The 24178-nt window shown below is 73.1% G+C and carries 18 protein-coding genes; 5 read left to right on the top strand and 13 right to left on the bottom strand.

Annotated elements, in window-relative coordinates; all coding sequences use genetic code 11:
* Positions 1-25: 25 nt before the first annotated feature.
* The 9 genes from ACXJKB_RS02725 to gatC all read right to left on the bottom strand — a co-directional run bounded on the left by ACXJKB_RS02725 (position 26) and on the right by gatC (position 11815).
* On the bottom strand, positions 26-850 hold the full coding sequence (locus ACXJKB_RS02725; RefSeq protein ID WP_300046040.1) for an ECF transporter S component: 825 nt from the start codon (positions 848-850) through the stop codon (positions 26-28).
* Positions 847-2463: an ABC transporter ATP-binding protein gene (locus tag ACXJKB_RS02720; RefSeq protein ID WP_457185168.1), complete on the bottom strand. Its 1617-nt coding sequence runs from the start codon at positions 2461-2463 to the stop codon at positions 847-849. Before ACXJKB_RS02720 ends, ACXJKB_RS02725 begins: the two co-directional genes overlap by 4 nt.
* The gene (locus ACXJKB_RS02715) at positions 2460-3560 is read right to left on the bottom strand and encodes an energy-coupling factor transporter transmembrane component T (RefSeq protein WP_457185166.1); all 1101 of its coding nucleotides are present in this window, start codon (positions 3558-3560) and stop codon (positions 2460-2462) included. The genes ACXJKB_RS02720 and ACXJKB_RS02715 overlap by 4 nt, the downstream gene beginning before the upstream one ends.
* Before the next feature lie 5 nt (positions 3561-3565).
* Entirely contained in the window at positions 3566-4711 is a 1146-nt protein-coding gene (locus ACXJKB_RS02710; protein WP_457185164.1) for a hypothetical protein, read from the bottom strand.
* Positions 4708-6585, bottom strand: a complete 1878-nt coding sequence (locus ACXJKB_RS02705) for a hypothetical protein (protein WP_457185162.1) — start codon at positions 6583-6585, stop codon at positions 4708-4710. The genes ACXJKB_RS02710 and ACXJKB_RS02705 overlap by 4 nt, the downstream gene beginning before the upstream one ends.
* Positions 6586-6918: 333 nt before the next feature.
* Complete coding sequence (locus ACXJKB_RS02700) at positions 6919-8328, bottom strand: prenyltransferase/squalene oxidase repeat-containing protein (RefSeq protein WP_457185160.1); 1410 nt, start codon at positions 8326-8328, stop codon at positions 6919-6921.
* A gap of 163 nt (positions 8329-8491) precedes the next feature.
* Positions 8492-9985 carry an Asp-tRNA(Asn)/Glu-tRNA(Gln) amidotransferase subunit GatB gene (gene gatB, locus ACXJKB_RS02695; RefSeq protein ID WP_457185158.1) on the bottom strand — a complete coding sequence of 498 codons (1494 nt, stop codon included), beginning with the start codon at positions 9983-9985 and terminating at the stop codon, positions 8492-8494.
* Between the two features lies 1 nt (position 9986).
* Positions 9987-11516 carry an Asp-tRNA(Asn)/Glu-tRNA(Gln) amidotransferase subunit GatA gene (gatA, locus tag ACXJKB_RS02690; RefSeq protein ID WP_457185156.1) on the bottom strand — a complete coding sequence of 510 codons (1530 nt, stop codon included), beginning with the start codon at positions 11514-11516 and terminating at the stop codon, positions 9987-9989.
* Positions 11516-11815, bottom strand: a complete 300-nt coding sequence (gene gatC / locus ACXJKB_RS02685; protein WP_300046052.1) for an Asp-tRNA(Asn)/Glu-tRNA(Gln) amidotransferase subunit GatC — start codon at positions 11813-11815, stop codon at positions 11516-11518. Before gatC ends, gatA begins: the two co-directional genes overlap by 1 nt.
* 124 nt (positions 11816-11939) lie before the next feature.
* Between gatC and ACXJKB_RS02680 the strand changes: the two genes are divergently transcribed.
* The 3 genes from ACXJKB_RS02680 to ACXJKB_RS02670 are packed head-to-tail and all read left to right on the top strand — an operon-like array spanning position 11940 to position 15164.
* Positions 11940-13580, top strand: coding sequence for a N,N-dimethylformamidase beta subunit family domain-containing protein (locus tag ACXJKB_RS02680; protein ID WP_457185154.1), 1641 nt, complete (start codon positions 11940-11942; stop codon positions 13578-13580).
* 22 nt (positions 13581-13602) lie between these two features.
* Positions 13603-14232 carry a hypothetical protein gene (locus ACXJKB_RS02675; RefSeq protein WP_457185152.1) on the top strand — a complete coding sequence of 210 codons (630 nt, stop codon included), beginning with the start codon at positions 13603-13605 and terminating at the stop codon, positions 14230-14232.
* Positions 14229-15164 (top strand): LCP family protein, encoded by a 936-nt coding sequence (locus ACXJKB_RS02670; protein ID WP_457185150.1) that lies wholly within the window; start codon positions 14229-14231, stop codon positions 15162-15164. Before ACXJKB_RS02675 ends, ACXJKB_RS02670 begins: the two co-directional genes overlap by 4 nt.
* Before the next feature lie 10 nt (positions 15165-15174).
* On the opposite strand, the gene ACXJKB_RS02665 is transcribed toward ACXJKB_RS02670, so the two are convergent.
* The 4 genes from ACXJKB_RS02665 to ligA form a co-directional block, all read right to left on the bottom strand.
* On the bottom strand, positions 15175-15819 hold the full coding sequence (locus tag ACXJKB_RS02665; protein ID WP_191196535.1) for a response regulator transcription factor: 645 nt from the start codon (positions 15817-15819) through the stop codon (positions 15175-15177).
* Positions 15820-15853: 34 nt separating this feature from the next.
* Positions 15854-18106: a histidine kinase gene (locus ACXJKB_RS02660; RefSeq protein WP_457185148.1), complete on the bottom strand. Its 2253-nt coding sequence runs from the start codon at positions 18104-18106 to the stop codon at positions 15854-15856.
* A gap of 68 nt (positions 18107-18174) precedes the next feature.
* On the bottom strand, positions 18175-19422 hold the full coding sequence (locus ACXJKB_RS02655; RefSeq protein ID WP_457185146.1) for a calcium-binding protein: 1248 nt from the start codon (positions 19420-19422) through the stop codon (positions 18175-18177).
* A gap of 81 nt (positions 19423-19503) precedes the next feature.
* Entirely contained in the window at positions 19504-21627 is a 2124-nt protein-coding gene (gene ligA / locus ACXJKB_RS02650; RefSeq protein WP_457185144.1) for an NAD-dependent DNA ligase LigA, read from the bottom strand.
* 164 nt (positions 21628-21791) lie between these two features.
* Between ligA and ACXJKB_RS02645 the strand changes: the two genes are divergently transcribed.
* Complete coding sequence (locus ACXJKB_RS02645; protein WP_457185142.1) at positions 21792-22403, top strand: TetR/AcrR family transcriptional regulator; 612 nt, start codon at positions 21792-21794, stop codon at positions 22401-22403.
* Between the two features lie 118 nt (positions 22404-22521).
* On the top strand, positions 22522-24141 hold the full coding sequence (locus tag ACXJKB_RS02640; protein WP_457185140.1) for an MFS transporter: 1620 nt from the start codon (positions 22522-22524) through the stop codon (positions 24139-24141).
* The last annotated feature ends 37 nt before the right edge of the window (positions 24142-24178 follow it).

Here is a 24178-nt window from a genome sequence, read left to right as displayed (position 1 = left end):
GGGGCGGGTGGCGATGCCCGTGGCGTCAGCCGGGGCGTACGACGGCGCGACGGGCCGCCCGGCGCAGCGTGGTGAGGATCGCCGGGCCGAGCACGGCGATCGCGATGCCGGTGGTGATCGCGCGCCCGGTGTCCCAGCCGCCGGTCGAGGTCAGCAGCGTGTAGACGAGGAACCGGTGGGCGTTCTCCAGCACCGGCGCCCCGGCGACGTAGGCCAGCGCGCCCTCGTGGCCGGGGACCACGATGCCGAGGGTGAACGGCCAGAAGCTGAGGTTCATCAGCATGCCGTAGAGGTAGGACGCGACCACCGCGTAGACGATCAGCATCACGATCTCGGCGCGGCCGCTCACCCGTCGCGGCAGCAGGCCCGCGCCCATGCCGACCCAGGCCGCGCAGATCATCTGGAACGGCAGCCACGGCCCGACGCCCGCGGTCAGCAGCGCGGAGGCGAACAACGACGTACAGCCCAGGACGAAGCCGAAGCCGGCCCCGAACACTCGACCACCCAGCACGAGGAGGAAGAACACCAGCTCGATGCCGGCCGTCCCGGCGCCGAGCCCGCGCATCACCGCGTTGATCGCGGAGAGGACCCCGAGGACGGCGAGCACGCGTGAGTCCATGCCGCCCTCGCCCATCTCGGCGAGGACGACGACCATCACGAGCGGGAGCAGCGCGAGGAACATGAACGGCGGCTCGACCCGGTCCCCGGGCTGGGCCACCAGCAGCAGCGGCCAGCACAGCATCATCAGGCCGACGACGGAGGCGAGGACCAGCACCGCGGCGGTCCGCGGCCCGATCGGCAGGGCGACCTCCGGCTGGGTCGTGGAACGTGTGCGTTCGAGGATGCTCATGCGCGTCCCGCCCCTGCCTGCGCCAGCGCCGCCGCGACCTCCTCGACGACCAGCCACGGCGGTCCGAGGACCTTGGTGACCTGGGGGGCGAACGACGGCGACTCGGCGAGCACCCGTCGTGGCGTGCCGTGCGACACGATCTCTCCCTCGGCCATCACGACGACCTCGTCGGCGACGTGGGCGGCGAACTCGACGTCGTGCGTGGCCAGGAGGACGGCGTGGTCGTCAGCGGCGAGGTCGGCGACGATGCGCGCGAGCTCCGCCTTGCCGGCGTAGTCCAGGCCGCGGGTCGGTTCGTCGAGCAGCACGACCGGCGGCCGGGCCGTGAGGACGATGGACAGCGCCAGCGCGAGCCGCTGCCCCTCGGACAGGTCGCGCGGGTGGATGGCGTCGTCGACGCCGGGGGCGAGCCGGTCGAGCAGGCCGCGGCAGGTCCCGGGCTCGGCGTCGGCGCCGGTGTCGGCGGCTGCGCACTCGTCGGTGACGGTCTCGAGGTAGAGCAGGTCGGCGGCGGTCTGCGGCACCAACCCGACGTGCGTACGACGCTCGGCGGGGGCGAGGTCGGCCGGGTCGTCGCCAGCCACGTTGATCGTCCCCGACCGCCTCCTGCCCGAGCCCTGCAGCGCCCAGATCAGGCTGGACTTGCCCGAGCCGTTGCGGCCCATCAGGACCGTGACCCGGCCCGGGGAGAGCGTGAGGTCGAGCTGGCGGACGGCGACGTGCGAGCCGTGCACCACCGTCACGCCCCGCGCGACCAGCAACGGGTCGCTCGCCGGTGGCGACTGCGGCTCCGGTGGGGCCATCTCGGGCAGGGAGCGTGCCTGCCGGCGTGCGTCGCGCACGGTCAGGGGCAGCGGGTCCCAGGCGGCGAGGCGGCCGAGCTCGACGAGCGGCGGCGCGACCGGCGAGTCGACGAGGATCCCGCGGGGCTCGTCGACCCGGATGCCGCCGTCGCCGGTGACGAGGCAGATCCGGTCGGCGAACGGGACCACGCGCTCGAGCCGGTGCTCGGCGAGGAGGACCGTCAGGCCGAGGTCGTGGACCAGACGCGTGATGGTCGCGAGGACCTCCTCGGCCGCCGTCGGGTCGAGGGCGGAGGTGGGCTCGTCGAGGACCAGGACGCGGGGGTGGGTGGTCAGCACCGCCCCGATGGCGACGCGCTGCTGCTGGCCGCCCGAGAGGGTGCGCAGGTCGCGGGCGCGCAGGTCGGCGATGCCCAGCAGGTCGAGCGTCTCCTCGACCCGGCGGCGCATGGTCTCCGGAGCGGTGCCGAGCTGCTCCATGCCGTAGGCGAGCTCCTCCTCGACCGTGTCGGCGACGAACCCGGCGAGCGGGTCCTGGCCGACGTACCCGACGAGGTGCGCCCGCTCGCGCGGCGGCTGGTCGACGATGCTGCGCCCGTCGAGCAGGACGTCTCCGGTGAGGACCCCGCCGGTGAAGCGCGGCACGAGGCCGGTGACGATGCCGAGGAGCGTGGACTTGCCGACGCCGGTCCGGCCGGAGACGAGGACCAGCTCGCCCTCCTCGAGGGAGAGGTCGACGCCGTCCAGCACCTGGTGCCGGGCGTAGCGGAAGCCGATGTCGCGCAGCTCGATCACGCCGTGGCCGTTCATGCGGTCACCTCGCGTCGTACGGGGGCAGTGGCGGGGACGGGGGTCGCGACGGCGGGCAGCGCGCCGAGCACGCCGAGCGCGAGGGCGAGCGGCGACAGGTACGGGACGACGGTCACCCCGGGGTAGGCGACGAGGAGCTGCGTGTGGCTGACGTAGTAGCCCAGCACCGCGACGGCGATGCCGATACCGACCGTGAACAGCTCGGCCCCCCGCCACGAGTCGGGCCGGTAGCGGGTGCGCTGAACACGCCGTCCGGCGCTGATCAGTCCGACGACCGCTACCGCGACGCCCGCGCCGAGCATGGGCAGTGCGAGGACCTGCGGGGCCGTCGGGTCGAGCCAGGCGTACGTCCCGACGCAGATGCCCGTGAGGGCGAGGAGCAGCAGCGACCCGGTCATCCACCGCTCGCGGACGGTCGCACCGCCGGAACGGCCGTAGCCGCGGGTGTCCATGCCGGCCGCCAGGGACAGGGAGCGCTCGAGCGCGTCCTCGAGGACCGGCACCAGGAAGCGCTGGAGCCGCCCGACGCCGGTGGTGGCGCCGCCGCGCAGGGCCTGGGCGGCCCGGACCCGGCGGGCACTGTCCGCGAGCTGCGGGAAGATCGTCACCGCGACGACGAGGGCCGTGCCGATCTCGTAGAGCGCCGGCGGTACGGAGGCGAGCACGCGCTTGGGGTTGGCCAGCGAGTTGGCGGCGCCCACGCAGATGATGATCGCGGCGAGCCGGAGCCCGTCGTACAGGCCGGCCAGCAGCGCCTCGCTCGTCACCGGACCGAGCAACCGGATCCCGGCTGCCCAGTCCGGCAGCGGGATCTCGGGCAGGTCGAGGAGCACGTGGCCGATCTCCTGGCCCCCGAAGATGAGCCGGAAGACCACCCGCATCACCACGGTGAACACCGCCAGGAGCACGTAGAGCCGGAACGACCGGCCGAAGGGATGACCGGACCGACGCGCCATCACCACCACCGTCGCCGACCCCATGATGAGGAGCAGCAGCAACGGGTTGGTGGTGAACGATGCCGCCGTGGCCAGCCCGATCGCCCAGGCCCACCAGGCGAGCGGGTGCAGGTCACGCGGCAGGGCCGCCGGTCCGGTCACGCGCGTCAGACCCCCCGTCTACGACGCGCGACGACCGCGCTCCCCGCGATGGCGACCACGAGAAGCCCGAGCACGCCCCAGGTGACGGCGGCCGGCACGCGGGCGGGACTGTCCGCCTGCGGGTCGGTCGCCTCGGAGGACGCGTTCGTCACTGAGTCTCTTGGAGACTCAGAGCCGGAAGTGGAGGGATCGTCCGCGGCGCTGGACGGTGAGTCGCTGGGAGACTCATCGTCGTCGGAGCCCTTCGCGGACCCCTTGCCGGAACCCTTGTCGGACCCCTTGTCGCCCTTCGCGCCGGCCCCTCCCGGGCCTGCGCTGCGCTGTGAGTCTCCTGGAGACTCACTGGCCATCGGCGACTCGGAGGGCGTCCCGGACGCAGACGGCGAGGAGGACGACGACGGGCTGGACGACGGGCTCGACGACGGGCTGGAGCCCGAGCCGCCGGAACCGCCCGAGCCGCCGGACGGCGAGGGCGAGGGCGAGCTGCTGGGCTGGGACCCGCCGCCCGACCCTGAGCCGCTGCCACCGCCGGAGCCGCCGCCGGAGCCGCCGCCGGAGCCGCCGCCGGAGCCACCGCCCGGGCTGGGCGAGGAGGTCGGCGACGAGGTCTGCGACGGGGAGGACGTGGGTGACGGGGTGGGCGTCGAGGTGGGGGTCGACGTCTTGGTCACGGGCGGCGCGACATCCGGCGGGACGCTCGAGCCGGCCGCGCGGTCCTGCTGCCACGACCAGGCGACCGAGCCGCCGGCCGGGACGGTGAGCGAGCCGACGCCGTAGGACGAGTACGTCCAGGACGCCTTGGAGCCGTCGGCCCACCACAGGCCCCAGTAGGCGTTGGACGGCGAGGTGTTGACGCACGGGTCGCTGGCTGGGACGCCGTTGACACGGCACACGAACCCGGGCTGGCGGGTCGCGTAGGTGATGTCGACCCCGACGGAGGCGAAGACCGCCGCGGCGCTCTTGCCGCCGCCGTCGGCCGAGCAGGCGGTGACGGTGCCGCCGCCGAGCTCGCGGTAGTCGACCACGACGCTGACGCCGCCCGAGGTCGCGCACGTGGCGGCGCTCGCCGCGGTGGCCGACCCGAGGACGAGCCCCGGGGCGGCCACCAGCAGGAGAGCGGTGAGCACACGGCGCACGGCGTACGTCGTCATCGCAGCGTCACGCTCGTGGAGCCGGAGCGCAGCGCGGGGAACTGGCCCACGGCGCGCACGCGCACCTTGGCCCGGCCGTCCGGCAGGGCGACGCGGGTGAGGAACCGACCCTTGGCGTTGGCGCGCCCCTTGGCGAGCGTCCGTCCGGCGACGATCACCTTCACCTTCTCGCGGGCGGCGAGGCGGCGGACCAGCACGCGGGTGCGGGGACCGTCGCTGGCGAGCGTGGAGACCTTGAGCGTGCGCTTGCCGAGCACGCGGGCGTCGACGCCGACCTGGCCGTCGGAGCCGACGAGCACGTAGGCCGCGGTCGTCGTGGCCTTCGGGAGGGTGACCGAGCGGGTCAGCACACCGTCCGACGCCGCCACGACCGTGGTGTCCGCGAGGCCGGGTCCGCGGAGCACGAAGCGTGCGCCGGGGGCGGCGCCGACGACCTCGAGGGCCACCTTGCTGCCGGCCTTGCGGAAGCCTGCGGGGCCGGTGAGGCGGACCCCGGCGACCGAGCCGCGGGCGGAGTCGGGCTGGGATGCAGGCTGCACGGCGACGCGGTGCGTGGTCGCGCCGTCACGGCCGGTGAGGGTGTACGTCGCCGCGCCGGACGCAGCCGGGAGGACGACCTTGCTCGTCAGCGTGCGGTCGGAGCCGACGACGACGGTGCGGCTGCCCTGGATGCCGGGGCCGGTGAGGCAGAACCGGTCACCCACGGCGCCCCCGGTCGCGGTGAGGGTCGCGGTGCTGCCGGGCGCGGTGCCGGACGAGGTCACGGTGAGTGCCTTGGCGGAGCCGCGGGCGTGCGTCAGGCCGGCGACGGCCTGGACGGTCGCGCGCCACCACTGGTCACGGCCTGCACCGATGCCGCTGGCGGCGGCGCTGTCCATCGCGCCCTTGTCGTAGGCGAGGGCACCCTCCTCGCCGGCGAGCGGCGAGCTGGCGGGCTGAGGACCGACCTGCAGCGAGGTGACCCACTCGGCTGCGCGGCCGGCCTGCTCGCACGTCCCGGCCGCCGCGAGCGCGCTCGCGGAGAGCCCGGTGCTGTTGGTGTTGGGGTCGGGCGTGAAGGTGCTGCCGACGAACGAGCCGTCGGCCTTCTGCGTGGCCGCGAGCCAGGCGACCGCCTTGGTGATCGCGGCGTCCACGGCTGCGGTGCGCGGCGACGTGGCCGCCAGCTGGTTGACGACGAACGCCGTGGTGTCGGTGTCGGTGGGGTCGGTGCCCTCGACGCACGACTGCCCGGCCGCTGCCGCGTCGGTGGTGAAGAAGACCCGGAAGTAGCCCGACGAGCACTGCTGCTTCAGCATGAAGTCCGTCGCTGCGGCGGCCTTGGCGGAGCCGGCCATCGACAGGCCGCGCACGGCCAGGGCCTGGCCGAAGCTGTTGGCGTAGTCGCCGTAGGCGGAGAGGTCGGCGAGACGACCGGCGCTGGGACCGCTGGCGGTCACCCGCGCCTCGGTCTCCGCGACGAGGTCGAGCCCGCCGTAGGTCCGGGGGTCGGCGCCGGAGACCTGGGCGAAGACGAGCGACTTGGCCAGCGAGCCCGAGTAGCGCTCCCCGGCCGACGGGGCGGCGTACTCAGCGATCCGCGTCGAGAGCGCCGAGCGGATCTGGCGGACCATGGCCTGGTCGCCTCCGACCTCGTCCATGCTGAGCCCGATGTCCATCGTCATGCCGAGGTCGTCGAAGTCGTAGGTGTCGTTGTGGATGACACCGTTGGTGAGCTGGGTGGCGAGCCACCCGGTGCCGGCGCGCGCGGCGCTCGTGGCCGGGACGTCCGTCGCGGCCTGGGCCGCGGGAGCGAGCAGGGGTTGCGCCAGCGCGGTGGCGGCGACCGTGAGAGCGAGACCCGACAGGGCGGTCCTCGACGCGGAGATCTTCATGTGTCCTTCCCTCGCTGCGACAACGAGGGAGGCGGAATGCACCGGCTCGCCCCGTTGCATTCCTCGACAACGATGGTGATCAAGACGCGTCGAGGTGGGTCTTCCGGCTCGCACGGGATCGCTCCCGTGCCCACGGTTGCGGGTCAGCGCCGGTTTCGGACCGGCTTTCCCCAGCTCGGGCGTGTGTGGTGCCGGCCCGGACGGGCGCGGCTTGCGAAGCGTAACCCCCGTCGGTCCCCGCACGCACCTCGGCCCGGCGCCACGAGATGAGCTCCGTGGGCGCCGGGCCGAGGGGGTGGTGCTGGTGGTGCGTGGAAAGCCGTCAGCTACGCGTCAGTTGCGCACGCGGAGCGACGTACGGGCCTCGTCGTCCGAGGTCTTCACCAGGGCGACGCGGCGCTGGTTGCCCGTGGGCAGCTGCAGCTTGCGGACGATCTTGTCGCCCGTCTTCTTGCCCTTCACGCGGACGAAGTCGCCCTTGACCTGCAGGCACGCGCTCTCGCTCGGCGCGAGGCCGAACACGCGGAACTGCACGCGCTCGCCGGCACGGGCCTGCTTGCGCACGGACACGATGCGGAGCTGGTCCTTGCTCGCCGGGGCGAACTGCAGCCCGAGGATCGCCTGCGAGGTGGCGCGGCGCCACTCGTCACGGGCGTCGGCCGGGATGCCGCTGGTCTTGGCACCGGTCGCCCGGTCCTTGCGGTAGGCGACGGCACCCGTGTCCTTGGTCAGCGCGGTGCGGCACTTGTACTTGTCGACCGGCTGGTTCTTGCGGATCCACAGCGCCGCCTTCTGGGCCGCGTTGCGGTTCTTCAGCAGACCCAGGGCGTAGCCGCCGAGCGCCGTGGTGTTGGTGTTGATCTTGCTGACCGGCGCCGCGGCGCGGAACGCGCCGCTCCCCCGCTGCCGGTCGGCCAGCCAGGTTCCGGCCTTGGCCAGGGCACCCACGACGGCCGGGCTCTTGTCGCCCGACTCGACCAGGTTGATGACCGCGAGCGCGGTGGCGTCCGGGTCGGCCGCGCTGCCGGCGACGCCCTCGGTGCACGACTGGTTGGGCACGTCGGCCTTGTCGAAGTCGGCGCGGAAGTAGCCCGACGCACACTGCTGCTTGAGCAGGAAGTCGCGTGCGGCACCGGCCTCGCTGGAGTTCGCGAGCGTCAGCGCGCGCACGGCGTAGGACTGGCCGACCACGTTGGCGTAGTTGCCGTACTCGGACTTGTCGAAGATGCGCCCCGCGAACGCGGCCGCCTGCGGCTCCTTGGTCGGGTCCGCCGGCACGTTGGCGGTGCGCTCCTCGAGCCGGGTGATCAGGTTGATCCCGCCATAGCTCGTCGGGTTCTTCTTGGCGACGCGGGAGAACGCGGCGGCCTTGGCCAGCGGGCCGGCGTAGGACTCCTTGGTCCCGTCGCCGACGTACTCGGCGATGCGCGGCTCGAGGGAGTTGTTGATCGCCGTGACGGTCCCGCTCTGGCTGGCGACGGTGGTGAGCGCCATCCCGGTGTCGATGGTGAGGCCGAAGTCCGGCCCCGAGGAGCCGACCATGAGGCCGTCCCGGAGCTCTCCGGCGATCCACTCGGCGGCGATGGTGGAGGGGGTGCTGTCGGTGTTGACCGCGGCCTTGGCGGAGCGCAGCGCGGACGAGGGATCGGCCGACGCGGGGGGAGCGGCGAGTACGCCGACCCCCAGTGCTGCGGTCGACAGGGCGACCAGAGCCGTGCGGACAGGTCGAATGCGATGGTGCATGACTTCCTTCCCGCTCGCCGAGGTCGTCACGGCCGCATGCCGCGGCCGACCACTCCCCCGATGCTGCGAGCGTTGGTTGGTGATGTGACCAATGGGACTCGCGAGAACCCTAACAAGTTGTCTAGACCGCGCCGCGGGGTGCATGTTCCGACCAAAGTAGGGGTCAGGACAGCTTCTCCAGGATCAGCTCGCGTACCCGGCCGGCGTCGGCCTGGCCGCGCATCTCCTTCATCACCGCGCCGATGAGGGCCCCAGCGGCGGCGACCTTGCCGTCGCGGATCTTGTCGGCGACGTCGGGGTTGGCGGCGATCGCGCTGTCCACCGCGGCGCCGAGCGCGCCGTCGTCGGACACCACGGCCAGCCCGCGCTTCTCCACGACCTCGTCCGGGGTGCCCTCGCCCGCGAGGACACCCTCGAAGACCTGGCGGGCGAGCTTGTCGTTGACGACCTTCTCGTCGACGAGCGCCTGGATGCGGGCCACGTCGGCCGGGGTGATCGGCAGGTCGACGATGTCGACGCCGTCCTCGTTGCTGCGGCGGGCGAGCTCCCCGAGCCACCACTTGCGCGCGGCCTGCGGGGCCGCCCCCTCCGCGATGGTCTCCTCGACCAGGCCGAGCGCGCCGGCGCCGATCGTGTCGCGCATCTCCATGTCGCTGAAGCCCCAGTCGGCCTGCAGCCGGGCGCGACGCACGGTCGGGTTCTCCGGCAGCGTCCCTCGCAGCTCGTCGACCCACTCGCGGCTCGGGGCCACGGGGACGAGGTCGGGCTCGGGGAAGTAGCGGTAGTCCTCGGCGTCGGACTTCTCCCGGCCGCTCGTGGTGATGCCGGTGTCCTCGTGCCAGTGGCGGGTCTCCTGCAGGATCGAACCGCCGCCACTGAGGATCACGGCGTGCCGCTGCATCTCGTAGCGGACGGCCCGCTCGACCGACCGGAACGAGTTGACGTTCTTCGTCTCGGTGCGGGTGCCGAGGGTGCCGCTGCCCTTCGGGGACAGCGAGAGGTTGACGTCGGCGCGCAGGTTGCCCTGGTCCATCCGGGCCTCGGAGACGCCGAGCGCCACGATCAGCTCGCGCAGCTGCGCGACGTAGGCCTTCGCGACCTCGGGTGCCTTCTCCCCCGCGCCGAGGATCGGGCGGGTGACGATCTCGATGAGGGGGATGCCGGCGCGGTTGTAGTCGACCAGCGAGTGATCGGCGCCGTGGATGCGGCCGGTGGAGCCGCCGACGTGCAGCGACTTGCCGGTGTCCTCCTCCATGTGCGCGCGCTCGATCTCGACCCGGTACGTCTCTCCGTCGACGTCGACGTCCATGTAGCCGTCGAAGCAGATCGGCTCGTCGTACTGGGACGTCTGGAAGTTCTTCGGCATGTCCGGGTAGAAGTAGTTCTTCCGGGCGAACCGGCACCACTCGGCGATGTCGCAGTTGAGCGCGAGGCCGATGCGGATCGCCGACTCCACCGCCTTGCCGTTGACGACCGGCATCGCGCCGGGCAGGCCCAGGCACGTCGGACAGGTGCCCGCGTTGGGCTCGCCGCCGAAGACGGCCGGGCAGCCGCAGAACATCTTCGAGGCCGTGTTGAGCTCGACGTGGACCTCGAGGCCGAGGGCGGGGTCGTAGGCCGCCAGCACGTCGTCGAAGGGCATCAGGGTCTCGGTCACGTCACTTCACCTCGGCGGTCGCGGCGCCGGCCAGGGCGGGTGCCTTGTCGAGCAGGGGGCCGCCCCACTGGTCGGCGTACAGGGCTTCGAGCGCGGCGCCCACACGGTAGACGCGGTCGTCGGCCAGCGCCGGCGCGAGCACCTGGAAGCCGCTGGGCAGGCCGTCCTCGTCGGCGAGGCCGTTGGGGACGGAGATCCCCGGGACGCCGGCGAGGTTGGCGGGGATGGTGGCGAGGTCGTTGAGGTACATCGCCATCGGGTCGTCGAGCTTCTCCCCCAGCTTGAACGCCGTGGTGGGGGCCGTCGGCGACACCAGCACGTCGACGTCGGCGAACGCGGCGTCGAAGTCGCGGCTGATCAGCGTGCGGATCTTCTGGGCCTGGCCGTAGTAGGCGTCGTAGTAGCCGCTCGAGAGCGCGTAGGTGCCGAGGATGATGCGGCGCTTGACCTCGTCGCCGAAGCCGGCGTCGCGGGTCGCCCGCATGACCTCCTCGGCGCTGGGGTTGCCCTCGGGGGTCACCCGCAGGCCGTAGCGCATCGCGTCGAACTTCGCGAGGTTGCTGGACGCCTCGGCGGGAAGGATCAGGTAGTACGTCGCAAGGGCGTGCACGAACGAGGGGCACGACACCTCGACGACCTCGGCGCCGGCCTTGACCAGCAGGTCGACGGACTCCTGGAAGCGGGCCATGACACCGGCCTGCCAGCCCTCGCCGGCCAGCTCGGTGATGACGCCGACCTTCACACCGCTCATGTCGCCGGTCGAGCCGGCCCTCGCCGCCTCGGTGAAGGAGGGCCAGTCCTGCTGGATCGAGGTGGAGTCGCGCGGGTCGTGGCCGCCGATCACGTCGTGGAGCATCGCCGCGTCGAGCACGGTCCGGGTGACCGGGCCGGCCTGGTCGAGGCTGTTGGCCAGGGCCACGAGGCCGTAGCGGGAGACGCCGCCGTAGGTCGGCTTCACCCCGACGGTGCCGGTGACGGCGCCGGGCTGGCGGATGGAGCCGCCGGTGTCGGTGCCGATGGCGAGCGGCGCCTCGAAGGCGGCGACGGCGGCCGCGGAGCCGCCGCCGGAGCCGCCCGGGATGCGGTCGAGGTCCCACGGGTTGCGGGTGGGGCCGTAGGCGGAGTGCTCGGTCGAGGAGCCCATCGCGAACTCGTCCATGTTGGTCTTGCCCAGGATCGGCAGGCCGGCCTCGCGCAGGCGCGTGACGACGGTGGCGTCGTAGGGCGGGACCCATCCCTCGAGGATCTTCGAGCCGCAGGTGGTCGGCAGTCCGCGGGTGGCGAGGACGTCCTTCACCGCGATCGGTACGCCGTCGAGCGGGCCGCGTGCCTCGCCGCGGGCCCGGCGGGCGTCGGAGTCGGCAGCATCAGCGAGGGCGCCGTCGCGGTCGACGTGGAGGAAGGCGTGGACGGCGCCGTCCACGGCGTCGATCCGGTCGAGGTGGGCCTCGGTGAGCTCGACGGAGGTGACCTCGCCGGCGGCGAGCCCGTCGGCGAGCGCGGCAGCGGTGCTGCGGGTCAGGTCGCTCATCACGCCTCCTCGTCCAGGATCCGCGGGACGGAGAAGCGCTGGTCCTCGACGGCCGGGGCGCCGGACAGCGCCTCCTCGGCCGTCAGGCCCGGCACGACGACGTCCTCCCGGAACACGTTGGTCATCGGGAGGGGGTGCGACGTGGGCGGCACGTCGTCACCCGCGACCCCGTTGATCGAGGCCACCGACTCGAGGATGACGCTCAGCTGGGGCGCCAGGTGGTCGAGCTCGGCGTCGGAGAGGTCGATGCGGGCGAGCATGGCCAGGTGGGCCACCTCGTCCCGGGAAATCTCGGGCATGGGGTCGATCCTAGGTCCCCGCCCACTCGGCTCCGGCGCCCGGTCGGGACGGTGGTCCTGATCGTCCCGACCTCCCGGGATCGCCGCCCCATGTGCCGGGAGGTGCCCCCGGACGAACGTCGTCATGACGGCGACGGGACCCTCCGACGCCACGGCCGAGGAGATGGCGATGCGGACACGGTGGGCGAGGCTCGGGACAGTGGTCGTGGTGGCGGTCCTGGTGCTGGGGACCGGGTGCGCCTCGGCCGAGCGGGCGGGCAGGGACGCGGGCAGGGATGCGGGCCGGGACGGGGAGGGCGGGGCGGCGATCGGCATCCCGCGGGCGCAGGCGGACGCGGAGGCCACCGAGCAGGCGGAGCCCGAGCCCGCCCCCGAGCCGCGCGGGTCGGAGGACTGGCGGGTGAGCAGGACCTCCTTCCACGGCGAGGTCGCGGCGTACACCACGCACGCCAGCGGCGTCCCGGGCACGCGGGTGGGCCTGAAGGTGTCGACCACCGAGGGCGGCTGGGAGGCGGCGGCGTTCCGGATCGGGTCCTACGAGGGTGGCACCGGGGCCTTCGTCTGGGAGTCCGGCTTCCGGCGGGGTCGGCAGCAGTCGGCGCCGCGCTACTCGTCGTACGAGCGGCGCACGGTCGTCGCGCCCTGGGAGCGCGACCTGACCGTCGACACCTCGACGTGGACGCCCGGCTTCTACGTCTTCCGGCTGCGCACCGACACCGGGTGGGAGACCCAGGTGCCGTACGTCGTGACCTCCGAGTCGGCCGAGGGCACCGTCGCGCTGGTCGCGCCCGTCACCACGTGGCAGGCCTACAACGAGTGGGGCGGCTACAGCCTGTACGCCGGCGCCAACGGGGACACCCCGAGCCACGCGGTGAGCTTCGACCGGCCCTACAACGGGGCGACCGGGGCCAACGACTACCGCACGGCCGCCATCCCGGTCGTCGTGCGGGCGGAGAGCACCGGCGTGCCGCTGTCCTACTTCACCAACGTCGACCTGCACACCACCCCGGGAGCGCTCGCGGGCGCCCGCGGCTACGTCTCGATGGGGCACGACGAGTACTGGACCAACACGATGCGCGACGTCGTCCTCGGGGCCCGCGACGCCGGTACCAACCTGGCCTTCCTGGGCGCGAACACCATGTACTGGCGGATCCGGCTGGAGCCGGGCTCCGAAGGGCCGGCCCGCGTGGTCGTCGGCTACCGGCACTCCGCGCACCTCGACCCGTTGTACGCGCAGGGGTCCGTCGAGGCAACGGCGACGTTCCGCGAGCCGCCTGTGCCGCGCCCCGAGCACGACCTGCTGGGGATGCAGTACGAGTGCTACCCCGTCGACACCGACTACGTCGTCGCCAGCCCGGGCTGGTGGGGGTTCCGCGGCACGGGCGTCCGCCGCGGCGACCACGTCCCCGGCCTGGTGGGTCCGGAGGCCGACCGGGTCTACCCGGACGGCCGGCTGCCGCGGCCGCTGCAGGTGCTCAGTCACTCGCCGTACTCCTGCCGGGGCGTCACCACCACGACGCAGTCGGTCTACTACACGGCCGGCTCGGGGGCCGGGGTGTTCAACGCCGGCACGCTGCGCTGGGGGTGCGCGATGGTCGACCGGTGCGAGCGCCCGCTGGGCGCCGTCACGCAGGAGTTCACCCGGACGGTGACCGGCACCCTGGTGACGGAGTTCGCCCGCGGCCCCGTCGGCACCCGGCACCCGGCCCGGGACAACGTCGAGGAGTTCGACCTCTCCACGGTCAACACGGTCCCGGCGAGCTGAGACAGGTCAGGCTGAGTCGGTCATGATGATCGCCATGGGCTCCTCTCGTCGCCGCGCGGGGTGGACCGCGCGCGTCGGCGCGGCGGTCGCCGTGGCGGCGCTCGCCGCCGGTTGCTCGACGGGCAGCCCGCCCGACGACGAGCCCACCCCGACGGCCGAGTCCGCGGCGCTCCGGGTGCAGACGGTCACCGGCGCCGAGCGGCTCGACCAGCAGACCCGCACCGAGGTCGAGGGGGCCGTCGGCGACGTCCTCTCCGACTACGTGGTGGCCGCCTTCCTCGGCGAGTTCCCCCGCCAGGAGTTCGTCCGGGCCTTCGAGCCGTTCACCAGCGTGGCCGCACGCAAGGCGACCCGCGACATCGACTACCTCACCGCGGCCACGGCGCGCGACGCGACCGCCGTGCGCGCCACCGACCTCGACGCCAAGATCTCGTTCCTGACCCAGGGGGGCGAGGTGCTCGGCGGGACGGCCGCGGTGCACTTCGCCTTCGACGCGACGATGGAGGACGGCACCACGAGACCGCTGGTGCTCGACGGACGCTTCATGCTGGAGGCCGACGACGACGGCTCGTGGTCCATCTTCGGCTACGACGTGAAGTTCGACGACGGCGACGAGACGCCCGCCGAGGCGGAGTCGGGAGACGGGGCATGAGCTGGAGCGCACGGCGCGGCACGAGGTGGGTGCGGCGCGTCGCCGTGCTGGTGGCGGTCCTCGCCGGCGCCGCAGTCGTCGTTCCGGCCGCCTCCGTGCACCCGACGAGCATCAGCCTGACGACCATCGGCACCGCCAAGGCCGTCGACGCGGGCGACGGCATCGTCTGGGTCCTGGCCCTCGGCTCCGAGGCAGCCTCCGGCGACGACGTGACGACCGGCCTGACCGACGCGATCCAGCTCATCGGCGTGCAGCTCGACACCGGCCGGGCCGTCGCCATCGGGCTCCCCCGCGACCTCTACGTCGAGATGAGCGACGGCCGCGCCCGCCTGAACACCGCCCTGCGCGACGAGGGGCCCGAGGGGGTCGCCCGCGAGGTCGACGACCTCCTCGGGATCGAGCCCGACGTGGTCGCGGTGACCGGGTTCGACGGGTTCCTGTCGATGATGGGCGCCGTCGGCGACGTCCAGGTGGACTCGCCGCTGGCCTTCACCACCGAGGAGGGCGACGTCCAGGTGCGGCGCGGCCCCAACACCTTCGACCCCGACGAGGCGCTCTACTACGCCCGCACCCGCGAGACGCTGCCCGGCGGCAGCGACTTCGAGCGGGCGGCCAACCACCAGCGGCTGCTCCTCGGGGTGCTCGAGCGGCTCCGGGAAGCCGAGGACGAGGCCGGCTTCATGGAGGCGGTCACGCTGTCCGCGCTGGGCGGGCTGCAGACCGACATGTCGCCCCCGCAGGTCTACCGGCTCGTGCAGGCGCTGACGACGGTCGACCCGGATCGCACGGACGCCTGCATCATCGTCGGCACGTTCGGGGTGGAGAACGGCGCCTCGGTGGTCTACCCCGACGTGGAGCAGGCGCGGGCGGTGGGGCGCGACGCCCAGGACGACGCGCGGCTCCAGGGCGGCTGCCGCGACGGGTCCGGCTGACCGGACGGGCTCAGCCCAGGCCCGCCTCGCGCGCCTTGACGATCGCCTGCGCACGGTGCGCGACCTGCAGCTTGGCGAAGATGTTGCTGGCATGGTTGCGGACCGTCTTGACCGACAGCCCGAGCTGTCGCGCGATCTCGCCGTTCTCCTTGCCCTCCGCGATCAGGCCGAGCACGACGCGCTCGCGCTCGGTCAGGTCCGGGAAGGCGTCGGCGACGGGCCGGTTGCGCACCCCCAGGAAGTAGTCCATCACCCGGTCGGCGACACCGGGCGCGAAGATCACCTCGCCGGCACCCACGGCCTCGACGGCCCGCAGGATCTCGCCGCGACGCGCGCCCTTGAGGAGGTAGCCGCGGGCGCCGGCCCGCATCGCGGCGAAGACCGACTCCTCGTCCTCCATCATCGTCAGCACGAGCACCCCGATGTGGGGCGAGGAGGCGACGATCTGCGCAGTCGCGTCGATGCCGTTGACCCGCGGCATGTGCAGGTCCATCAGCACCACGTCGGGCTGGAGGTCCAGGGCAAGCGCGATCGCCATCGCGCCGTCGGAGGCGGTGCCCACCACCTCCACGTCCGGCGTGGCGGCCAGCAGGGCCTCCAGCCCGCGCCGGAACTCGTCGTGGTCGTCGGCGATCAACACCCGGTGGCCGTCCATCGGCTCCTCCTTGCTCTGCTCACGCTTGCTCTGCTCACACTGGTGGTCCCTGGTCGAGCGGCAGCCGCACCTGGACCACGGTGCCGCCACCGGTGCGGTCCCCCGCCTCGAACGACCCGCCGAGCTCCTCGGCGCGTTCCCGCATCGAGGACAGGCCTACACCCGGGCGCCGGTCCGGAGCCAGCCCCGATCCCGTGTCGGAGACGTCGATGCGCAGGTCGCCGTCCTCGCGCGCCAGTCGTACGACGCACCGGTCGGCGCCGCTGTGGCGCTGCACGTTGGTGACGGCCTCGACGACGATGCGGTAGGCCGCGACCTCGACCGCGGCGGGGAGCGGCTCGATGTCGTCACCGGCCTCCACCGACCACGGCACCCCGGCACCGGCGGACCCGTGCTCGGCGGCCCGGTGGCGCAGCGCCGAGACCAGGCCGAGCTGGTCCAGCGCGGGTGGTCGCAGCCCCTCCACCAGTCGTCGTACCTCGCCGATGCCCTCGCGGGCCTGGTCGGAGAGCCGCGAGACCAGGTTCGACGCCTGCTCCGGGTCGTCGTCGATGAGGTCGGAGGCCGCCTCCAGGCGCATCGCGAGCGACGCGAGCGAGGGGCCGAGGCCGTCGTGCAGGTCGCGCCGGAGCCGCCGCCGCTCCTCCTCCCGCGCCGCGACCAGCCGCTGCCGCGAGACCTGGAGCTCACGGTTGGCGGTGACCGCCTGCACGAGGGCGCCGACCTGGGTCCCCACGTCCTCGAGCAGCCGACGGTCCCCCGGTCCGAACGGGTCGTGGCCGGCATCGACCTCGACCCGGAGGTGTCCGACCGTGGTGCCGCCGACGGAGAGGTCGACGGTCGCGGGCGTGCCCGTCGGGGCACCGATGGCGGCGGCGATCGGCCCGGAGGTGGGCGTGGCCAGCACGTCGACGGCGGCGTACGACAGGTGGAGGCGCCGGGCGAGCAGCTCGAGGGCCTCGCGCAGCGCGTCCTCGGGCGCGGTCAGCGCGTCGAGTCGGCGCAGGTCCGACACCACCCGGTCCGGGAACTCGCGGTCGCCGTAGACCACCCGCCGCACGGTCCGCTGGACCGCGACGCCCGCGGGCAGGAGCAGCAGCGCCAGCAGCCCGCCGGCCAGCATCGAGCCGGCGGAGATGTCGGCCGCGGCATCCACCGCCCGCACCGCGCCGGCGAACGCGGCTCCCACGACGACCAGCACGAGCGCCTGGACGAGCCCGCGGCGGACCCGCGGCTCGATCTCGCCGAGGTGGTAGCGCCCCGCGGCCGCTGCGACACAGGCCACGGCGAGCCCGCCACCCAGCAGGACGAGCACGTCCTCGCGCAGCAACGGCGCGCCGGTGAGGAGGTCGGGGACGGGGCCCAGCACCAGCCACGCGCCGACACCGGCGCCGACGCCGAGGAGGGCGAGCCTGGTGGCCAGCACGTCGGACCGCCCGCGGGCCCGCAGGTGGGCGAGCGTCGCGATCGCGAGCAGGGCCGGGACGGTGGCCCAGAGGGCCGGCGCCCAGACGGACGACAGCACCCACTGCTGCTCCAGCGCCGAGTCTGACCCGTCGGCGAACGCGGCCACCCAGACGGCGTACCCCACCGCGGGGGCGGTGAGCAGCGCAGCCGTCACCCACCGGCCGCGGCCCTCCGGCCGGGTCAGCAGGGCGACCGCGAGCATCAGCGCCACGAGGCCGAGGGCGGCCATCGCCTCGCCGACGGCCGCGGGCCAGGTGCCGCGCGCACCGGCGAGGTCGACGACACCGAGGCCCAGCGGGGTGGACGTCAGCGTCGCGGGCAGCAGCGCAGCGGCGACGAGGAACGCCCACGCGGGCGCTGTCGACGGCCTCGCCCAGAAGACGAGGGAGCCCAGCGCGAGCAGCAGGACCGGCAGGAGCACCACGTGCGGCGCGGCCCGCACCGCGGCGGCGAGCGGGTACCGATGCAGCGTGACGTCGACCTGCTGGATCAGGTCGAGGCCCGCCCCGGGGCGGCGGACCTCGTAGCGGAGGACGTCGCCCACCTCGCGTCGTACGCCGTCGAGGTCGCCGGTGCCGTTCGCCCAGTCGGCCAGCGCGCGGCCGTCGACGGCCTGGACCTCGTCACCCGGTCGCAGCGCCGTCTCGCCGTAGGTGGCCCGGACGTGGACCGTGTCGCCCCAGCGCTCGCTCGCCGAGGGCAGCAGCCTCGAGGAGAGGCTGGTGCCGTCGGACGGCCCGGCCAGCAGCGCGAGGACGGTCCAGCAGAGCGGCACCGCCCAGGCCACTGCGAGCACGAGCAGCCTGCTGGTGCGCGCCATGGAGGCATCGTGCCCCCGTCTGCGCCTGCGGGGGAAGCAGCCGCGCTGACCGGCCGGTCAGCCGCGACTCAGCAGCTCGAGCGCTTCTCGGCCGCCTTGCAGGTGTCGTTGCCGCCGCGTCCCCGCGCGATGTCGAAGCCCTTGCCGCCGTCGAGGCGGTCGGGCTCGTCGGAGCCGGTCAGCACGTCGGCGCCGCCGCGGCCGTAGAGCTTGACGCGGTAGTCGGGGTTGGCGGTGACGATCTCGGAGTCGTTGCTGCCCTTGAAGATCGACAGCGCCCGGGCCGGCAGGACCACGTCGCTGAAGCCGGTGATCTTGCCCTCGAGCGTGAAGGGCTGCAGGCCGCGGATGGTCGTCTTCTTCAGCTGGTCGATGCGCAGGGTCGGCTTGAGGGCGGGGTTGGAGCTGGCGACGATGCGCAGCTTGTCCTGCCCGCCGTAGCCCTTGGCGACGAACCCGGACTCGGCCGGGATCGGGAAGGTCATCGTGTCGCTGCCACTGCCGCCCCGCCAGACCTGGTGGCTCTCCGACGTCGTCGACAAGGTGTCGCCGCCGCTGCCCCCCACGAAGGTGTCGATGCCCACGGTGCCGACGAGCAGGTCGTCGCCGGCGTCGCCGTAGAGCCGGTCGTTGCCGAGGGTGCCTGAGGCGTCGGCGGTGATCGTGTCGTCGCCGCCCCGACCGAAGATCGTGTCGTCACCGCCCCGTGCCGCGATCACGTCGGCGGAGTTCGTGCCCTTGACGGTGTCGCCGAACGGCGACCCGACGAGCCGGATGCCGCCGTCGAACCCAGTGACCGTGTCGTTGCCGTCGGCGGCGATCGGGACGGTGCGCGCGGCGCGGAAGTCGACGACCACCGGTGCCGGTGCGTTGACGTAGGTCACCCCGTCGAGCACCACGGTGGTGCCCTCGCCGGCGGGGCGCGGGTCGTAGCCGAGGTCGACCGTGTCGTCGCCGGTGCCGCCGGAGACGGTGTCGCCCTTCTTGACCACCCGGCCGAACTGGTCGAGGCGCACCAGGTCGGTCTCGCCGTAGAGCCGGTCGTTGCCCTCGCCGCCGAGGATCGTGTCGGCGCCGTCGCCCCCGCAGATCACGTCGTTGCCGGCGAGGCCGCGGATCGTGTCGTTGCCACCGCGGGCGACCACCACGTCACGCCGGGGCGTGCCGGTGATCGAGTTGGCCTCGTCGTTGCCCACGATCGTGGCCTTGAGGCCGGCGCAGCTCGGGGCGGCGTGGGCGGTCGGCGCGACCGCGAGCGGTGCGGCGAGGCCGACCGTCGCGACGACGGCGGGCAGGAGGTGACGGACGAGGCGCATGCTGACTCCCAAGAAGTGGTTCGTTGCAGGGTTGATGGCCCCGAACTCGGCACCTCAAACCTCCCGGGCGCCCGCGGACGGTCAGGCCAGGGCGTCGGGTCCCTTCTCCAGGAGCAGCGTGAACTGGTCCTCGTCGAGCACGGGTACGCCGAGCTGCTCGGCCTTGTCGGCCTTGGAGCCGGCGTTGTCCCCGACGACGACGTAGTCGGTCTTCTTGGACACCGACCCCGCCGCCTTGCCGCCGCGGCTGATGATCGCCTCCTTCACCGAGTCGCGGGTGTAGTGCTCCAGGGAGCCGGTGGCCACGATCGTGAGGCCCTCGAGCGTGCGGGCGATCGACGCGTCGCGCTCGTCGGCCATCGACACGCCGTCGGCCTCCCAGGCGTCGACGATCGCGCGGTGCCAGTCGACCTCGAACCAGGCGATCACGGCCTCGGCGATCGTCGGGCCCACCCCCTCGGCCGCCGCGAGCTCCTCCTCGCTGGCGGCGCGGACGGCGGCCATCGACGCGAACTCCTGGGCCAGCGCCCGGGCCGCGGTGGGGCCGACGTGTCGGATGGACAGCGCGACCAGCACCCGCCACAGCGGCACCTGCTTGGCCTTGTCGAGGTTGGCGGCCAGCCGTTCGCCGTTGGCGGAGAGCTGCGGCCCGTCCTCGTCCTTCTTGGGCGCCCGGGTGAACAGCGGCGCCCTGACCAGCTGGTCGCGGGTCAGGGAGAACAGGTCGCCCTCGTCGGTGATCACCCCGGCGTCGATGAGGGCCGAGGCCGCCTCGTAGCCCAGGCCCTCGATGTCGAAGGCACCTCGACCGGCCACGTGGAAGACCCGCTCGCGGACCTGCGCCGGGCAGTGCTGGTGGTTGGGGCAGCGGAGGTCCTTGTCGCCCTCCTTCTGCTCGGCCAGTCGCGTGCCGCAGGACGGGCAGTCCTCCGGCATCACCCACTTCTCGAGCCCCTCGGGACGCAGCCCCAGCACCGGGCCGACGATCTCGGGGATCACGTCGCCCGCCTTGCGCAGCACCACGGTGTCGCCCGGACGGACGTCCTTGCGCTCGACCTCGTAGCGGTTGTGGAGGGTGGCGTTCTCGACGGTGGACCCGGCCACCTTCGTCGGCTCCATGACGCCGTAGGGGGTGACCCGCCCGGTGCGACCGACGTTGACCCGGATGTCGAGCAGCCTGGCGTTGACCTCCTCCGGCGGGTACTTGAAGGCGATGGCCCACCGCGGGGCCCGCGAGGTGGAGCCCATGCGCCGCTGCAGCGCGACGTCGTCCACCTTCACCACGACGCCGTCGATCTCGTAGGGGACGATCGAGTGGCGCTTCTCCCCGGCGTTCTCGACGTAGGCCTGGACGTCGGCCAGCGACGGCACCACCCGCACCTGGTCGGAGGTGGGCAGACCCCACGCCGCGAGCGCCTCGTAGGCGTGCGACTGGGCCTTCGGCTCGAACCCGCGGCGCTCGCCGATGCCGTGGCAGACCATCCCCAGCGCGCGGCTGGCCGTGACCCGCGGGTCCTTCTGCCGCAGCGACCCCGCCGCCGCGTTGCGCGGGTTGGCGAAGGCGGGCCGACCGGCCTCCGTCATCGACACGTTGAGGCGCTCGAAGGCCTCCACGGGCAGGAACACCTCGCCGCGGACCTCGAGCAGCCCGGGCACCGGGAACCCGTCCGCGGCCGTCAGCCGGTGGGGCACGGAGTCGATCGTCTTGACGTTGGGCGTGACGTCCTCGCCGGTGCGGCCGTCACCCCGGGTGAGGGCCCGCACCAGCCGGCCGTCCTCGTAGAGGAGGTTGATCGCGAGGCCGTCGACCTTGAGCTCGCACAGCAGGTCGGGCGCCTCGAGGCCCTCACGCTGCAGACGGGCGTACCACCCCTCGAGCTCGTCGTAGGTGAACGCGTTGTCGAGGCTCTCCATCCTCTGGAGGTGGTCGACCGCGGTGAACTCGGTGGACACCGCTCCACCGACCTTCTGGGTCGGCGAGTCGGGGGTGCGGAGCTCGGGGAACCGGTCCTCCAACGACTCGAGCTCGCGCAGCCGCACGTCGAAGTCGGCGTCCGACAGGGTCGGGTCGTCGAGCACGTAGTAGCGCCAGCGGGCGTCGTCGACCTGCTCGCTGACCTCCCGGTGACGCTCGCGCGCCTCGGGTGGGGCGGACTCCACCGTGGCGTCGGTGGCCTCGAGGTCGGGCTGCTCGGACGTGCTCATGGGCACAGTCTGCCGGTCGGGTCCGACAGGTGCTCGGCACGGCACGCACCCCCGGTCTGGACCGGATGGAACTCATTTGTTCCATCGGAATGGATCTGCCTACGGTGGCGTTGTGGAACGAAACCGTTCCGTTTCATCACGAGCACGTCGACCGAGGAGCACGCGTGACCCCGACCGAGACCGGCACCCGCCCCCGCGTGGCGGGCGAGCGTGAGCTCGAGATCCTCGACGCAACCCTCGAGGTGCTCGACGAGGTGGGCTACGACCTGCTGACCATGGACGCCGTGGCGAGTCGCGCCAAGGCGTCCAAGGCCACGCTCTACCGCCGCTGGAAGGGCAAGCCCGAGCTCGTGGTGGCCGCGATCATGGCGCACAAGGGCGAGGCCGTCGTCCCCGACACCGGCACCCTGCGTGGCGACCTGCTCGCCGCCTACTGCGGCAGCGGCGGCCTCAACGACCCCATGGCGCAGACCGTCCTCACGGCCGTGGTCACCGCCATGGGCCGTGACCCGGAGTTCGCCGAGGTCTACCGCCGCGACTTCATCGCGCCGAAGGTCGCCACCTCGCGCGCGATCTACGAGAGGGCCCGCGAGCGGGGCGAGGTCCACCCCGACGTGGACCTCTCGATCCTCGCCCCCTCGCTCGCCGGGATCGTCCTGCACCGGGCCTTCCTGCTCGGCGACGCCGTCACGCCCGAGCTCGTCGGCCGGGTGCTCGACGAGGTCATCCTCCCCGCCGCGCTGCGCGGACCCGCACCCTCCGCACCTGACCGCTGACCACCTCCACTGACGCACGACCACTGACTCACGACCACTGACTGACTGCCACGTCCGGCACCCGCTGTCGGACCCCTCTGCTCGACTCGACCTGAACCACGATCCAGAAGGACGTTCCATGACCGACAGCACCGTGGTTGCCGACGAGGTGACCCCCGAGCAGCACAAGCGCCTGCGCTGGGCGCTCGTGCTCATCTCGCTCGCGCAGCTGATGGTGGTGCTCGACAGCACCATCGCCAACATCGCCCTCCCCTTCATCGGCGCCGACCTCGACATCGACCAGGCCAACCTGCAATGGATCGTCACCGGCTACGCCCTGACCTTCGGGGGGTTCCTGCTCCTGGGTGGCCGGCTGGCCGACCTCTACGGGCGCCGGCTGATCTTCATGGTGGGCGTGCTGGTCTTCGCACTCGCCTCGCTCATCGGCGGCTTCGCCCAGAACGAGGCCATGCTGCTGTCGGCCCGGGCCTTCCAGGGCCTCGGCGCCGCCATGGCCTCCCCCGCCGCCCTCGCCCTGATCACCACCACGTTCCCCGCCGGCAAGGAGCGCAACCGCGCGTTCGCGGTCTACGCCGCCATGGCGGGCGTGGGTGCCGCGGTCGGCCTCATCCTCGGCGGCTGGCTCACCGGCCTCGACCCGATCCTGGGCCTCGAGGGCTGGCGCTACACGTTCCTCATCGTCGTGCCGATCGGTCTGGCGGCGGCGTTCTTCGCCCCCCGCTTCTTCGACGAGTCCGAGCGCCACTCCGGGTGGCTCGACGTCCCCGGTGCGATCACCGGAACGGGTGCCCTGCTGGCGATCGTGTTCGGTCTCTCCCGGGCCGGCCAACAGGACTACGGGTGGGACGCCACCAGCACCGTGGTCAGCCTGGTCCTCGGTGTCGTGCTGCTCGCCATCTTCCTGCTGGTCGAGTCGAGGGTCGAGCACCCCTTGATGCCGTTCCGGATCTTCAGGAGCAAGAACCGCGCGGCCGCCTTCGCAGTGATGATGATCGTGCCGGCTGCGATGTTCGCGATGTTCTTCTTCCTCTCGCTCTTCATCCAGCTCGTCGTGGGCTACTCCCCGCTCCACACGGGCATCGCGTTCCTGCCGTTCTCGATCGCGATGATCATCTCGGCGACGACAGCCTCCAAGCTGATCGCCTTCGTCGACCCGCGCTACCTGTCGGGGGTCGGCACGCTGCTCTCGGCTGCGGCGCTCTACGGCTTCAGCCGGATCACCGTCCCGGAGGACCCCGCGTCGATCCTCGGCTCGCTCCCCGCGTCGATGGGCGGCCAGGGCGTGGCGCTGGGCGGCGACGTCAGCTACTGGACCCAGGTGCTGCCCTTCGTGGTGCTGATGGCCTTCGGCATGGGGCTCAACTTCGTGCCCCTCACCCTCGTCGCGGTGCACCACCTGCGCGCGCAGGACACCGGCATCGGGTCCGGCGTGCTCAACACGATGCAGCAGGTGGGTGGCGCGCTCGGGCTGGCGACGCTCAGCACGGTGTCGCTCCACTTCGCACAGACGCGGGCCGACGAGATCGCGCCGGCCATCGCGGCCGCCGCTCCGCAGCTCGACTCCGCGGCGCTGGGCCAGCTCGCCTCGCTCGGGTCGTTCACCGAGGGCGCCACGATGGCGTTCCTCGTGGGCTCGCTGATGATGCTCGGCGCCTCGGCGATCGTGTGGCTGTTCCTCGACGTCAAGCACGAGGAGCTGGCCACCGAGTCCGCGCCCGAGGGTGTGGGCGTCCACTGAGCCAGCCGGCACACCGAGCCATCCGACGTCGTCGCCG

The sequence above is a fragment of the Nocardioides sp. P5_E3 genome (assembly GCF_054049275.1).
This window is presented reverse-complemented; position numbering and strand designations above follow the sequence as displayed.